14 protein-coding genes are annotated in these 13,938 nt (G+C 64.2%); 6 read left to right on the top strand and 8 right to left on the bottom strand.

Annotated features, from left to right (window positions below):
* The first annotated feature begins 22 nt into the window (after nucleotides 1-22).
* On the top strand, nucleotides 23-958 hold the full coding sequence (locus L0963_RS04285) for a cation diffusion facilitator family transporter (protein ID WP_234178588.1): 936 nt from the start codon (nucleotides 23-25) through the stop codon (nucleotides 956-958).
* A 128-nt stretch (nucleotides 959-1,086) separates the two neighbouring features.
* Here the strand turns inward: L0963_RS04285 and L0963_RS04280 are convergent, their stop codons facing one another.
* The 3 genes from L0963_RS04280 to L0963_RS04270 all read right to left on the bottom strand — a co-directional run bounded on the left by L0963_RS04280 (nucleotide 1,087) and on the right by L0963_RS04270 (nucleotide 5,532).
* Nucleotides 1,087-2,259 (bottom strand): hypothetical protein, encoded by a 1,173-nt coding sequence (locus L0963_RS04280; RefSeq protein WP_217372562.1) that lies wholly within the window; start codon nucleotides 2,257-2,259, stop codon nucleotides 1,087-1,089.
* Between the two features lie 217 nt (nucleotides 2,260-2,476).
* Nucleotides 2,477-3,073, bottom strand: a complete 597-nt coding sequence (locus tag L0963_RS04275) for an outer membrane protein (RefSeq protein ID WP_234178587.1) — start codon at nucleotides 3,071-3,073, stop codon at nucleotides 2,477-2,479.
* Nucleotides 3,074-3,345: 272 nt separating this feature from the next.
* Nucleotides 3,346-5,532: a putative bifunctional diguanylate cyclase/phosphodiesterase gene (locus L0963_RS04270; RefSeq protein WP_217372564.1), complete on the bottom strand. Its 2,187-nt coding sequence runs from the start codon at nucleotides 5,530-5,532 to the stop codon at nucleotides 3,346-3,348.
* A gap of 431 nt (nucleotides 5,533-5,963) precedes the next feature.
* On the opposite strand from L0963_RS04270, the gene L0963_RS04265 reads away from it, so the two are divergent.
* A complete protein-coding gene (locus L0963_RS04265) occupies nucleotides 5,964-6,899 on the top strand; it encodes an SDR family oxidoreductase (RefSeq protein WP_217372565.1) in 936 nt (311 codons plus the stop codon).
* Nucleotides 6,900-7,259: 360 nt separating this feature from the next.
* Here the strand turns inward: L0963_RS04265 and L0963_RS04260 are convergent, their stop codons facing one another.
* The 3 genes from L0963_RS04260 to L0963_RS04250 all read right to left on the bottom strand — a co-directional run bounded on the left by L0963_RS04260 (nucleotide 7,260) and on the right by L0963_RS04250 (nucleotide 8,891).
* A complete protein-coding gene (locus L0963_RS04260; protein ID WP_234178586.1) occupies nucleotides 7,260-7,850 on the bottom strand; it encodes a DUF305 domain-containing protein in 591 nt (196 codons plus the stop codon).
* Nucleotides 7,851-8,004: 154 nt separating this feature from the next.
* Complete coding sequence (locus L0963_RS04255; RefSeq protein WP_062900493.1) at nucleotides 8,005-8,406, bottom strand: hypothetical protein; 402 nt, start codon at nucleotides 8,404-8,406, stop codon at nucleotides 8,005-8,007.
* A gap of 32 nt (nucleotides 8,407-8,438) precedes the next feature.
* The gene (locus L0963_RS04250; RefSeq protein ID WP_217372566.1) at nucleotides 8,439-8,891 is read right to left on the bottom strand and encodes a MarR family winged helix-turn-helix transcriptional regulator; all 453 of its coding nucleotides are present in this window, start codon (nucleotides 8,889-8,891) and stop codon (nucleotides 8,439-8,441) included.
* A 793-nt stretch (nucleotides 8,892-9,684) separates the two neighbouring features.
* On the opposite strand from L0963_RS04250, the gene L0963_RS04245 reads away from it, so the two are divergent.
* On the top strand, nucleotides 9,685-9,816 hold the full coding sequence (locus tag L0963_RS04245; protein WP_234178583.1) for an entericidin A/B family lipoprotein: 132 nt from the start codon (nucleotides 9,685-9,687) through the stop codon (nucleotides 9,814-9,816).
* Nucleotides 9,817-10,222: 406 nt separating this feature from the next.
* Here the strand turns inward: L0963_RS04245 and L0963_RS04240 are convergent, their stop codons facing one another.
* Nucleotides 10,223-10,606: a hypothetical protein gene (locus tag L0963_RS04240; protein WP_217373589.1), complete on the bottom strand. Its 384-nt coding sequence runs from the start codon at nucleotides 10,604-10,606 to the stop codon at nucleotides 10,223-10,225.
* Between the two features lie 193 nt (nucleotides 10,607-10,799).
* Between L0963_RS04240 and L0963_RS04235 the strand changes: the two genes are divergently transcribed.
* From L0963_RS04235 to L0963_RS04225, 3 genes are all read left to right on the top strand, one after another.
* Nucleotides 10,800-11,147 (top strand): response regulator, encoded by a 348-nt coding sequence (locus L0963_RS04235; RefSeq protein WP_186402727.1) that lies wholly within the window; start codon nucleotides 10,800-10,802, stop codon nucleotides 11,145-11,147.
* Between the two features lie 326 nt (nucleotides 11,148-11,473).
* Entirely contained in the window at nucleotides 11,474-12,214 is a 741-nt protein-coding gene (locus L0963_RS04230) for a Crp/Fnr family transcriptional regulator (protein ID WP_186402726.1), read from the top strand.
* 262 nt (nucleotides 12,215-12,476) lie between these two features.
* Nucleotides 12,477-12,674 (top strand): CsbD family protein, encoded by a 198-nt coding sequence (locus L0963_RS04225; RefSeq protein ID WP_062900498.1) that lies wholly within the window; start codon nucleotides 12,477-12,479, stop codon nucleotides 12,672-12,674.
* Between the two features lie 177 nt (nucleotides 12,675-12,851).
* Here L0963_RS04225 and L0963_RS04220 read toward each other — a convergent pair whose 3' ends face one another.
* Nucleotides 12,852-13,922 carry a response regulator gene (locus L0963_RS04220; RefSeq protein ID WP_234178581.1) on the bottom strand — a complete coding sequence of 357 codons (1,071 nt, stop codon included), beginning with the start codon at nucleotides 13,920-13,922 and terminating at the stop codon, nucleotides 12,852-12,854.
* Between the last annotated feature and the right edge of the window lie 16 nt (nucleotides 13,923-13,938).

The raw sequence follows: 13,938 nt of genomic DNA, 5'->3' as shown, positions 1-13,938 counted from the left end.
ACGTTGATCCCATGTCCGCAAAGTGAGTTTGTTCATGATCCAGCCAGCAACGAAAGAAGATGGCCACACGCATGGCGCGCATGATCATGCGGCGGGTGCTAGTTCGCGAAGCCTCGCGATCGCTTTGGCGCTGACTGCGCTGTTTCTGATCGCTGAACTCGCCGGAGCCTGGCTTTTCAACAGCCTCGCGCTCTTATCCGACGCTGCGCACATGTTCACCGATACAGCAGCGCTGGCGCTCGCGCTGGTTGCCGTCCGGATCGGGCGAAAGCCCGCGGATGCCCGCCGCACCTATGGTTATCGCCGCGTCGAGATCCTCGCGGCAGCCTTCAATGCGTTGCTTCTGCTTGCCATCGCCGCCTATGTGCTCGTTGCGGGGGCAAGGCGCCTTTTCGCGCCCGAGGATGTCGGCTCGATCGGCATGCTCGCCGTCGCGGCCGTCGGGCTCGCGGTCAATCTCGTCGCCATGCGCGTCCTCGCGCACGGCACGCGGGACAGCCTCAATGTCAAGGGCGCCTATCTCGAGGTCTGGGCCGACATGCTGGGATCGCTCGGCGTGATCGGCGCGGCCGGCCTCATCTGGCTGACCGGCTGGCGCTGGGTCGACCCTCTGGTCGCGATTGCAATCGGGCTCTGGGTAGTTCCGCGCACCTGGATATTGCTGCGCGATGCCGCCAATATCCTGCTACAGGGCGTGCCGCGCAGCGTCGACCTCGACACTGTCCGCGCGCAAATCCTGGCTTGCGGGGGAGTGGTCGCGGTCCATGAACTTCATCTCTGGTCGGTCGCCGGGAACGACATGAATTTCACCGCGCATATCGTTACCGCGACGCCTGATGGGCACGGCAGGGTCCGGCGGGAAGTGGCGGAAACATTGCAAGAGCAATTCGGCATTACGCACGCGACGCTACAGCTCGAAACGACGGGACGCGCGTGCAAGACGCCCGCGCACCCCTGACGCCTGTGCCCGAACCGGGAGATCATACGCGCCGGGTGGTACGACGGCTATCGCATATGGGCAAACTCGCCCGACCGGCGGCATCTGCTGGTCCCGCAATTCCGCAGATGGGAGCTGCGTCGGCGCGGCTAGAGTCCCGCGATTTCCCCGCTGTCGATCGCTTTGCGGACGCAGGCCTTTTGCGCCGCGTTCGCCGCAACGGGATCGGTCCGGGCGAGTTGTTCGGCGGCAAGTTTCGCGCCCGCCATCTGGTCCGCAGGGACGGTCTCGACCGCGACATCCCACCAGTCGCGTATCTGCCAGCTCGGGCCGGAAACCGGGCCTTCGGCCGCGATCTTCTCGATGAACAGTTCGACATGCGCCCGGCACGCCGCCGCGTCGAGCCCGGAGCCGGCTTCTGTCCGCGCGGCGACAGCGGCGCGCATCTCACGATGAGCGCGGTAGCGCGCAAGCAAAGCCAGCCCGTCGATATCGGGCGTGCGGCGCACCGCCAGCGCGGGATCACGGCGGCACATCATCTGCGCGGCGTGCCGCGCGAGATCATTGGATGGCGAGGCAAGCTCGGCGCGCCCGAATTTGCGCAGCCGCTTGCCACCCGCGGAGAATTCGCTGCCGGCGAGCATCTGGACCTGCAAGGCAGCACAGTCGGCGCGATAGGTCGCCAGCATGAAGGCTTCGCCGCGCGGGCCATCGGCAGGCAGGAGAAAGGCCCCGGCATAGTCGATCTGCCCGCCCCCGCGATCGACCCAGCGCAGATCGAAATATTTGGCGCCGTCGGGCCCAAGCGTGTCGGGCACGGGATTGGCTTGTCCCGACCGCGCAACGAGGTCGCCGAGTTCCGCCTCGGTTTCGGCCTCCCCGGCTTCACCGGCCGCGGCCAAGGCTAGCCGATACTGGCCCTGCGCGGCGTCGGGCGCGCCGAGCGCAGCATAGGCACGGCCAAGATCGAGATGCCACGCGGGCAGGATGGCGAGCATATGATGACGCGGCGCGACGAGCGTTTCGAGCATGTCGGCGGCTTCGCGCGCGCGGCCTCCGTCAAGGGCCTTCCGCGCCGACCGCGCCAGATCGGCATCGCGATCGACCTGACTTTGCCCGGAGGGTGGCGGCGGAGCGGCCAGCGAAGGCGCGGCCGCCGAAATTGCCGTAGCGATCCCGGCCAGCAAAAATCTGCGCGAGGCAAGCGCGCCGATGACGCGCCGTAGCAATGTGCAACTCGTCGGGGCGCCAGCGACCTTAGATGTCCGCATATCGATCGACGGTGCGCGCCGCCCCGCAAGAGCCGATACCGCTTTGTCCATGCCCGCCCCCTTCAACCTTCAAATTCAGCTTCGAGCAAAAGGCCCCGAAGTCAAGAGCGTAGCGAAGATCATCCCAGGCCAGGACCGCACGCGGATTGCCTATCCTGCGGAGCAGAACCCCTTGCCTGCCCGGCCGCGGGTCCCGCTGGACAGCCGGGCGTACCGTCAGCGGGATGGAAAGGGCAGCCGGCTGGCGCCCCTCCCCCCTCTGGCTCGACTAGAAGCGATAGCCCCCAGCGAACACGACCTGATGGCGCGACGCCTTGAGCCCGGTGCCGACACCGGCATAGCTATATTCGCCATAATCGGAATAGCGATATTCCAGCCGCCCGAAAATCGGACCCGATACATATTCTGCTCCGCCGCCAAGGCGATAGCCGTCCAGATTGTCGCCCTCGGTGAGGCTGCTCGTGCCGTCATTATATTTGAGCTTCACCCGGGCATTGGTGTAGCCGCCCTTGGCAAAAAGCAGGACATTGTCGCTGGCCGCAAAGCCGATCCGCGCGCCGACATAGAGGTCACGGCCGGTCACGAGCGATGCCCGGTCCCCCGGGACAACGACGTCGGAGACGCTTTCCTCGGCGGTCGAGTCGGAGATCTCGGTTTCGATTCCGAGGATCGCTCCACCCAGATCGACATCATAGCCGGCGGTCAGGCCATAAGCGAAGCCGCCTTTCGAGCCGCTGTCGCCGTCGAGTTCGAGCTTCACGCTGTCATAGCCTGCAATGGCGCCGAGCTTGAAGCCCGCCAGACCGCTGCTGTCCTGCGCGTGCGCGGGAACCGCGAAAAGCGTTGCGGCAAATGCCGCCGTCATCATCTTTCTCAATTTTTCCTCCTGTTGACGAGCGCTTGGCTCGCGCCCGGAAGAAAAGGCGCAACGAGCTAAGTCAAACTCACTTCGGATATAATTGTCGATAAATTTTGCTTGTTGCCGTTGCGCCACAATTGCGCGCAATGTCTCTGGCGCACGTCGCGGGATCGCCGACACCACATGCACTGTCGATCCGATCGGATGAGCATCGCACTATTCGGGCTAGACCGCCCGTCTGCAGTGGATCTGCGTCATTGTCCTAGGGCGACGCAACGTCAGCCCGCGGAGCCGCCGATTTCGCGCAGTGTCCCCGCGTTTGCAAAATAAAGCTCCTCGAACAATGCGGGCGGGACCGGGGGGCCGAACCAGTAACCCTGCCCCTCCTCGCATCCTTGCTCGCGCAAGAAGGCTGCATCCTCGGCCGTTTCGACGCCTTCGGCGATTACAGAAATGCCGAGACGGCGCGCCATGTCGATCAGCGTGGTGACGATGATGCGCTCGCGCGGTGCACTACGCACCATCCGGGTGAAGCTCTTGTCGATCTTGATGTGGGTGACGGGCAGCGTGCGGAGCAGGTTGAGCGACGCAAAGCCGGTGCCAAAGTCGTCGAATGCGAGGTGCACGCCCTGATCGCGCAGTGCACCGAGCTGTTCGACGATCGGTGCTTCGCCCTCGATCAGGATATTCTCGGTGATCTCGAGTTCCAGTGCACTGGGCGCCAGGCCGCGGCGCGCGCAGACGCCGCGCACCAGCTGCGGCAGATCGCCGGCGCGAAACAGCGCCGCCGAGAGATTGATGCCCATCCGGAAATCGGGTGCGCGAGCGCGCCAGAAAGCTGCGCAGACGCTGGCCTCCTCGACGACCCAGCGCGCGACCGGCGCGGCGAGCGGCCCGGCTTCGAGCGCGGCAAGGAACGCGGCGGGCTCGAGCAGTCCGCGCTCGGGATGTTTCCACCGGATAAGGGCTTCGGCCCCGGTGAGCGCACCATCGGCGAGGCAGAACTGCGGTTGATAGAATAGACAGAATTCGCCGGCTTCGAAGGCCCGGTGCAATTCGGCGTCATACATGCGCCGTGCGACCGCTTCGGCGCGCAGCGCGGGCACATAGACATAACGCGACCCTGGCCCGAGCTGGCGAGCCTGGAACAGCGCCAGTTCGGCGCTGCCGATCAGCGCGTCGGCCTCACCGCCATGATCGGGCGCGAGCGCGATCCCGACATGGCCCGACAAACGATGTTCGACGCCATCAATATGGATAGGAGCGGCGATCGCTGCAATCATGGCCTCTGCCAGGGCATCGATCGCCAGAAGCGCGTCCGCCGCGACAAGCAGCGCAAAGGCAGCGCCGCCGCAACGCGCCGCCATATCGGATCCCGTAACCAGCGTGCCCAGCCGCGTCCCGATTTCGCCGAGCACCGCATCGCCCGCTGCCTGACCGAGCGCGTTGTTGACGTCTCCGAAGCCCGCGAGATCAGCGACAAGGAGCGCGTGCGGCGCGCCGGCGACGGCGGCTTCTGCCAGGCGCGCGCGCAGGAGATTGCGATTGGGCAGGCCAGTGAGCGCGTCATAATTCGCCAATCGGTAGAGCGCGTCATGCTCGGCCTGCGCTTCGGTCATGTCCCGCACGATCGTGCCGAAATGGATGACACCATTCTCGAACCAGTGCGACCAGTGAATCTCGCCCGGAAAGCGGGTGCCATCGGCCCTCACTCCCGTGAGCGGTGTCGCCTCGGTAACCGGCGTGCCCCCTCCGCGGACGCGCGCGATCGCGGCGTGGACGAGCGGATGATCGCGCGGATCGATGATGCTGTCGATCGGCTCGCCGATCATCGCCGCGGCATCGTGACCGAACATCATGCTCGCTGCCGCATTCCAGGCGGTTACGCGCGCTCCGGCATCGAAGCAGATGACCGCATTGGGTGACGTCGCGGCGCTCGCGGCAAAACGATTGGGCCGGGTTGCCGCCTGAACGCCGAGCCGGCGAAGCTCGAGCTTGTCCGACACGAGATCGGCGAGCGCGCGCAATCGCGCCCGGTCCCCGGGCGACAGGCCGGCGCGCGGCGCCGGATCGAGCACGCACAGCGCGCCAAGCGCATGGCCGGACGGCGATCTGAGCGCGGCCCCGGCGTAGAAGCGGATGAGCCCGTCAGCGACGAGCGGATTGTCGTGAAAGCGCGGATCGAGCGTCGCATCCTCGACGACGAGAATATCCTGGGCATTGATCGCATGCGCGCAGAAGCTCGCATCGCGCGACATGTCGCATGCCCCAACGCCCTCGCTTGCGGCGAAAAAGACATGGTCATCGCCGATCATGTTGACGGCAGCCGCGGGACAATCGAAGGTGCGCGCCGCCATTTCGACGATCGGCTGCAGGCCGGGCAAGCCGAGTGCGGGGTCTATCCCATATTCTGCGAGCGCTGCGAGCCGTCCGACTTCGTCAGTGCTTCGTTCGGGACATCGCAAGGCCGGCCTCCTCTCCCCGCATGATAAGCCATGCTTTGGTCAAATCGGCGTTAATCAGACCCCCAATAGGTCAATATTACATTGGTAAAGCCAGCGCGATCGCAACCATTTTGGTCTCAATTTTCCCGCCAGCGGCCCGCGGATGGCGGCGGGCGCGCCGCGCAATGGCGCGGCGCGGATCGCGCGGGTGCAATTTTGGCCCGCCAAGCCTCTAATCTTTGATCTGGCGACCGATACAGCAAGCAAGGCCGCTGGCGGGAACCCGTCTCGCGGAGGACCCTGCGGCCAGGCACCTCTCCGCTCAACCGCCGCGACATGGAAAATGATGAGGCAGGCTTGGCCGAACACGAAGCCGCGCCGACGAACATGCGCAACCATCCTTCGCTTTGGATGGTTCGTGCTTCGGAGCGGGGGCAGAAGAGGAAAGCAGAATGACCCGCAAAGCCCAAGCCGGAAAGGTCGGTGAAAACAGCAAGGAGAAGCGCGGAAAGCAGATCGCGGCAGCCAAGCTGCGCAAGCAAGTGGGCGACAGCAAGTCGATCGCCGCGCCGCTGGTCGATAGCGAAGCGACGCTGGCGCGCAAACCCGAGTGGGAGCCGCGCTATCGGGGTTCTGATCGCCTTGCCGGGAAGGTCGCGATTGTGACCGGCGGCGACAGCGGCATCGGCCGCGCGGTCTGCGCACTCTTCGCGCGCGAAGGGGCCGACATCGCCATCGTCTACAAATCGAACACGCGCGATGCCGAAGCGACGGCCAGGATCGTCGAGGCCGAGGGACGAACCTGCCTGACCATCAAGGCCGATGTCGGGCGGAAAGATGCCGCGGCGAAGATCGCGGACGAGACGATCGCCAAATTCGGTCGCATTGACATATTGGTGAACGATGCCGGCGAACAGCATCCCGCCGAGGACATCCGCGACATTTCGGTCGAACAGCTCGAGCGGACCTTCGCCACCAATATATTCGGCATGTTTTATCTTGTTCAGGCGGTACTACCGCACCTGCGCGCGGGCTCGGCGATCGTCAACTGCACCAGCGTCACCGTGTACCAGGGAAGCGCCGGACTGCTCGACTACAGTGCGACGAAAGGCGCGATCACCGCCTTCACCCGGTCGCTGAGCGAAAATCTCGTCGGCAAGGGCATTCGCGTGAACGCGGTCGCACCGGGGCCGATCTGGACACCGCTCAACCCGCGCGGCGGCGCGCCCGCCGAAAAGGTCGCGACGTTTGGCGAGAGCACGCCGATGAAGCGACCGGGTGAGCCCAATGAGGTCGCACCCTGTTTTCTGTTCCTCGCCTGCGAGGACAGCAGCTATATGTCGGGCCAAGTGCTTCACCCGAACGGCGGCACCATCGTCAACGGATGAGCGACCCCGCTCTGGCGAGCGCCGCCGTAGGTGGCAGTTGCCCGCCCCTCACTCAAAATATCTACACGAGCCCCCGTCACTGCGGCGGTGCGCGCAGGACAGCGGACGAACCATGGCTGATCCAGCGCGTAGAGCCATCTGCGACCAGGCGGCTCACGCAAAAAGGCGAGGCCGGTGCGCGCTCTGCGGAGGGGCTGCGTCGCCTAACGCAGCCTCTTACGGACGGATGGGTCTCGGTCGCTCGGTCACCCGTTCGGACTGCAAGGCAGACCGTCGCGCGACGCCCATGAAGCTCCCCGAGCCGGCGGGCCCGCACGCCGGGCCGGTGAGCCGAGGGGTGCTGCACCATGGACGCCTTGATCAGCGATCGACCATCTTGCTCTGTGAGGGATCCCAGTCACCCGCGTTGAGGTGCCCCTGGAAGTCGGGCACTGGCCGCGCCCGAGCTTCCTCGGGGGTTGCCGCGATGCCGTGTGCCTCTATGTCGGCGATCAGCCATCTCATCTCGGAGATTTCCTTGCGCTGGGTCCGTATGATCCCGTTCGCAAGCGCGCGCACGCGCGCATCGTGGATGCGGGCCCGCTCGCTGGTCAGAATGGCGATCGAATGGTGCGGCACCATCGCGGACATATAGTCGGTGTCACCGACGGTTATCTGGCTGCGGACGAGAAAGAGCGAGCCGGCGAATACGGCCGCCGCGGCGCCGATTATGATCATATTCTTCTGCGAATTACGGTACATTGCGCGCATGAAGCCCAGCATGATCAGCGCCATTGCGGCGCCCATCACCAAGGTCATCCAGAAACGCGTCTCGCTCCACAGGACATGATCGAGCGCATAGCTATTGAGATACATGAGCCCGAACATCACCGCGGTTGAGGTCCCCACCATCGCCATGAAGCGCAGGTAGTTGCCGTTGTTCGAGCCGGCTTCATGCAGACTGTGGTTCATATTGCGTCTCCTCCGGAGCCCCCGCAGGAAGAAGCGCGCCGGACGTCTCAGGGGTTCCCGCGCCCTGCGACGCGCGGCGCCTTACGCTCGAACAATATCCGGACTCTCCGGCCGGCAGAGACGGCTTGCGGGCCGTCCTTCGGTGGGCGCCGCATCAGCTATCGAAGAGCTCGACATGCGTCTCGGCGGTGCGCCCGTAATAGACCACGCGCCGGCCCAGGAAGGAGACATGATAGCCGGCGCAGCCGGCCGTCTTGGCCTGCGCACTGAACGCGGCATAGCTGTAGTGGGGCACGTCCGACTGCGCCCAGCGCACCAGCGCCGCGATGCGCGCGTCATCGAAGCGGGCCGAAACGTCCTCTGAACAGGATGGCATCGCGAGCTCGACGCTGTCGCCGTCGGGGAGATAATATATCTGCATGGCCCGGCGATAGTCGACATCATAGCCTTCGAAACCCGCGTCGATGAGCTTGCCGACAATCTCGGGGAAACTCACGCGTCCGTCGTAAGCAGCGTTTAGGCAATATTCGGCGGTGGCGGTCTGGTCGGCGTGCATGTTCACTTCCTTTCGTTCGAAGATCTTTGCGCTCAGTCGACAGGAGCGGCCGAGAGGCCGTTCCGGGCGATCAGCGTCTCTAGAAGGGCGCGCAGCTCGGCGCGTTCGGCATTGCTCATCACCGCAAAAAAATCGGCATCATTGCGATCGGCAAGCGCAGCAATCGCATGCACCTTCTGCGCACCGGCCAGCGAGAGCGAGAGGCTGTGGCCCCTTTTATCGACGGGATTTTCGCGCCGCTCGACAAGGCGCTTGGCAATGAGCCGTTCGGCGAGCTTGCTGATCGCTCCTCTGGTCATCCCCATCTTCGTGGCAAGTACCGATGGCGCCATCTCGGTCTCATCATAGAGCGAGCGCAGCATGACCCATTCGGCGACAGTCACAGCTTCGGCTGCGATCTTGCGCGCAAACTCGTGCGACACTGCGTTCGAGACGCTGCGCATCAGATATCCGAGATGCGCCGTCAATTCAGAAACACCGCTCATGGCCGCTCCCTTCGCCGCCCGGTCGCACAATGACGTTTCCTAGTCAACTATATTGGGCGGAGAGGGCGAGGCTGCGACTTGGCACGGGTCAGCGACCACGCCCGGAGGGCGAGCGTTCCGCCAACCGCGTCGGTCGGCGGCGGCGCGGCATCGAGCGGGCGAATGCGCAGAGGTTTGATTTCTGTCGGTCGGCTCGGCCAAGGCCGAGGTTCACCGGTCTGCATGCGACCAGCGGAGCGAGCCACGATGCGGGACGCGCGTCGATCTTGTCGCCGGGACTTTTCCGATGCGCGCCGCAACCGCTGCCCGCGAGATCGCATGTGCGGGCGCGCTGGTGGCCCGGCCCCAAGCGTAGGAAGTGCCGTCAAACATCATTTCGGATCGAACTTGATCTATTTTATGTCGGCCGCCGATCGCTGCGGCTAAGCATCGCCTCCCATTCTGCTGCGCGCGACCCGGAGCAGATGTGAGTCTGCCTCCAGCTGGCGTAGCCATATTGCCACGGGGGCCGGAAGGGCTTCGCCGAACGCGAAGCCCTTCTTGGCTTATCGTGCCGCCGACATGCGGGCAGCCGTTCGCTCCGCCAGCATTCCCGCAAGCCAGAATACACCGCCTAAACAAAATGGTGCGATCGACAGGGTACCGGCCAGATCCGATGCCTCTCCCCAAATTGCCCGTTCGGCGGTGAATTCAAACGCCCCGGCTGGCACGCGCCGAAGCGGCGGAACAATTAGCGCGCGAATTCGTAAGGCCAGGCAGAGGCGCTGGTACGCCTTGTCACCGGAGAGAGGATATGAAGAAGCTGCTGACAATTTTCGCGATCAGCGGATCGCTGCTGGTCTTGTCGGCCTGCAACACGGTCGAAGGAGCGGGCAAAGACATCGAATCGGTCGGCGATTGCGCCGATGGCGTCAAGGGCAACTGATAGGATTAACGCCGCTTTTGCGAATGCCGCGAACGGAGGCCGCGTCGGTTGCCACGCACGGAGCGTGATCGCGTTCGAGTGAAGTTGCTCTGTCGTCAGCCGCGCCGAGACGCTGGCGACCCTTCGGCGGATACGACCGCCGAGGGTCCCCATGCATGCACGCCTTCCTTCCGTCCCCCTGATTGTCGCCTCTCCGCCCGTTCCCGGTTCTGCCGCACCATATTGCCTTGCGCCGCTTATTTGGCTTCCTTAGCCGACAGCGCCCTTTTCGCTGCCGCTCATCTGCGGCGCGATATACTCTTCCTGCCAGTGCGTCTGCCGCCTTGCCGCTGCGTCTGACCGCGTTGCCCGCACAAGAAAAGGCCCGCCGAGGCGGGCCCAGTTTGCCACGGGGTATGGCGGGAGCTCAGGATTCGGTGCCGGGCGTGCCCAGCTTGGGTGCCTTGCCATCTTCGATGCGGCCTTCATTGCGAAGGTCGCGGCCTTCCTGCGCTTTGCGCTTGGCCTCGGGGCTGTCACCATTTTCATGCAGCTCTTCCTTCACATAGCCGGCGGCTTCCTTGATCTTTCCTTCGATGCTCATGCTGTCCTCCAATTGATTTGACATCGGATCAACCCCTTGAATCAGAAGAAAGTTTCCTTTGCAGAAGGCGGTATATTTTTGCTGCGGCAGGAAACATTTGCCCGGTGCGGGTGTTGCGCGCGGGCGGCCGAGTGCGAGGGGACCGACGGCGCCGGGCACGAGGGCGCGGAAATTCTCGGCAGCTTCGCCGCAATGGTGCGGCGGCACTAGCGAAGCGATGCCTTCCCCCTTTTTCAATAGCCCCCCGCCCCGTCCGCCGCCTCGCCTGCGACACGACCGCGAATTCTTTGCCTGCCGCGCGGAACATCGAGGCGCCGCGCAAGTTCCTGAGGAACGCTGACAAATTTGACTCATTCTCGTCGCTTCCCATGAGCGCGGGATAGCTTGCTATGGGCTTCAAATGACAAGCAGGATATTGATCGTCGAGGACGACCCGCTAGTGGCGATGATGATCGAGGGTTTCCTCGACGCCCTCGGCTGCGAACTTGCCGGCTGCGAAGGTAGTCTGGCCGGCGCTCTCGCGCGCTTGGCATCGCCCGATTTCGATGCGGTGATCCTGGACGTTCATCTTGCCAATGGCGAGACGAGCGAGGCGGTGGGAAAGGCGCTCCGCGAGGCAGATATTCCCTTTGTCGTCGCGACGGGCGACGGCGGCGCTGCTCGGTCCGGATTCGGAGAGGCAGCCGTGGTACGCAAGCCTTTTACCCTCGATGCGCTTGCGGCGGCCCTCGCCAGCATTGGCGTCTAGCGGCACTTCAGCCTGGCTCCGTCTATCGCGATCCATCCCACGCCGCGCGCCAGCGCCTTCGCGACTGCGGCGGCGCGGCCTCGCGACGATGATCGATCAACCGAGGAAAAAGACCGACCAGGATCCTGACAGGTACGTCCGCCTTTACCGGCGACGCCTTGCGGCAAATGACGCAATAAGCGGCATCGACGCGCGACGTTGACCGACCGATGCGCGAAGCGCTGCGCGCTCGGCAATCTCGATATTGCGCGTTCCGCGATAGCGGTTAGAGCATTGCACACCATAAGCCGAGCGCACGTCGTCCGCGGCAAGGAAAGGCATTGATAATGTTCGACCGCGACAAGGCGCCACCCGGCATGGGTGTGTTTCTGGCCAAGCTGCTCAGCCACAGCCTCCTGTCCACCGAAGACCAGGCGGCGATCGCCGCTCTGCCGCATCGCACGCGGCACCTTGAACCCAATGACTATATCCTGCGCGAAGGCGAGCGATCCGATATCTGCCCGGTGCTGCGATCGGGCTTTGCTTACCGCCAGAAGACGACCCCCGATGGCGGCCGCGAGATCGTCGCGATCAAGATCCCTGGCGACCCGCTCGATTTCCAGTCGATGTATCTTCGCACCGTCGATCATAATTTGCAGGCGCTCACCGCCGTCGAACTGACCGTGATCATGATTTCGGATTTCGAGCGGCTCGTGCAGGCCCGACCCGCGATCGCGCGCGCCGTCATGGTCGATATTCTCATCGAAGCGTCGATCGGTCGCAAATGGCTGCTCAACAACGGGCGCCGCAACGCACTCGCGCGGCTCGCCCATCTTTTGTGCGAGCTCCACTTCCGGCTGGACGACACCCACTGGGGCGGGCTCGACGTGCGCAAAATGCCGCTCACCCAGGAGCAGCTTGCCGACGTTCTCGGGTTGACGCCGGTGCATGTGAACCGGACCCTCAAGGCGCTCGAGCGCTCGGGTTCGATCGTCCGCGAAGGTCGCGGGATCCGGATTGCCGATCTCGATGCCCTGATCGCGGTCGCGGACTTCTCCGACCTCTATCTCCACCGCGATCAGTCCTGATCGGCTGAGGCAGACGCAAGCCGGGCAGCGACTTTTCCCGCGCGTGTGCCCGGTTCCGCAAGCTTGGCCCCCCCCTCGCGCAACCCGCGCCAATTGCGCGCGCGGCAAGCATATCGCGAGTCGCCCAATGCGCGACGCCACCTGAAAAACTCGTGTTTAACCCATGTTAAACGGGGTCTTTTAGCGCGCGGTAAATCGGCACTCCAGCGGAACGGTCAGCTTCCCGCAATCGTTCATCCATCACACAGAATGGAGACCAATCATGAACAACGACACGATCAAGGGCAATTGGGAACAGGTCAAAGGCCATGTTCAGAAGAAATGGGGCGAACTCACCAACGACGAGGTCGACCAGATCAACGGCAGCCGCAAGGTGCTTGCCGGCAAGATCCAAGAAAAATATGGCCGCGCCCAAGATGAAGCCGAGCGCGAGATCGACGAGTTCGAAAACAGCTACTGATCTCCGCGAGGTTCAGGAAAGCCCGCGCGCTGCTGCCGCGCGGGCTTTTTCATGTGCGGAACAGCCTATTGGCGCAAGCTTCGCAATAGGTCAGGCTATCCGAGGCGCCGACCGGCACGTCTTATCGCGCCCAACGCCAAGCTTGCGCCGCGCCGGCCCTTCCCCGGGCAAAAAGGCTCAGATGGCGGGCTCGAAGACTTTGAGTTCGCCGGCCTTGAGGGGCAATAGGATTCGGGCCCGCATTCCCCGTCCGCCCGCCTGACCGGGCTCATAATGCACCTCAGCGCGGTGCGTTCGCGCGATCGCATCGATGAGCTTTGTACCCAGCCCGGTGCCTTGCGCCGGGACGCCGGCCGAAAAACCAGGCCCGTCATCTTCGACGCCGAGTTCGACCGTGCGATCGCCGCTCTGGCGCAGAATAATCCTCACTTCGCCGTCTTCGTCGTTCCCATAGGCATATTTGCAGGCGTTGCTCACCCATTCATTGGCGATCATGCCGAGCGCGACGGCCTTGTCGGTGGCGATCCGCAGGGGTTCGGCCTCGGCGCGCACGTCGCGGCGCGCCGCGCCGGTCGACCAGCTGGCGCCGAGGTCGGCGGCGAGGCCCTCCAGATAGTCGTCCATCGCGACGAATTCGACGTCATTGCTGGTGTAGAGACGGCGGTTCACCTGCGCGACGGTCGCGATCCGCTGCTGGGTCTTCTTGAGCGCTTCGCGCGCTTCGGGGTCGGGAAGCGTTTTCGCCTGGAGCGCGACGAACGACATGATCATCTGGAGATTGTTCGCGACGCGGTGATTGACTTCAGTCAGCAGCGCCTCGAGCCGTGCGTTGCTGGCCCTGAGTTCTTCCTCCGCGCGCTCGCGATCGCGGCGGAGGCTGGCGCGTTCGAGGACCTGCCCGAAGGTGCTTGCCAGCAGGTCGAAGAAATCGCTGCCCACCGATTTCACGACATAATCGTCGGCGCCCGCCTTGAGCGCGGCGACCGCGACGCGGCTTTCCTCCGAACCCGTCACATAGACGATCGGCGGACAGCCCGCGACGCTGCGCAGTGCTTCGAGCGTCGAAAGCCCGTCCTGCTCCGGCATATAATGATCGACCGCGATAAGGTCGAAACGCCCCGCACGGGTCATCGTCACACCCTCGGCGCCGCTCGCTGCCAGGCTGACGGTGAACCCCTCGCGTTCGAGATTGCGCGAGACGAGGCGGCGGATGCCCTCGTCATCGTCGATATAGAGAATATGCGCCACGCTCGACGAAGCCCTT

The organism is Sphingopyxis sp. NFH-91 (assembly GCF_021401285.1).
Classification (GTDB): Bacteria; Pseudomonadota; Alphaproteobacteria; order Sphingomonadales; family Sphingomonadaceae; genus Sphingopyxis; species Sphingopyxis terrae_A.
Note: the sequence above shows the minus strand (reverse complement) of the source record. Positions and strands in the feature narration are given on the sequence as shown.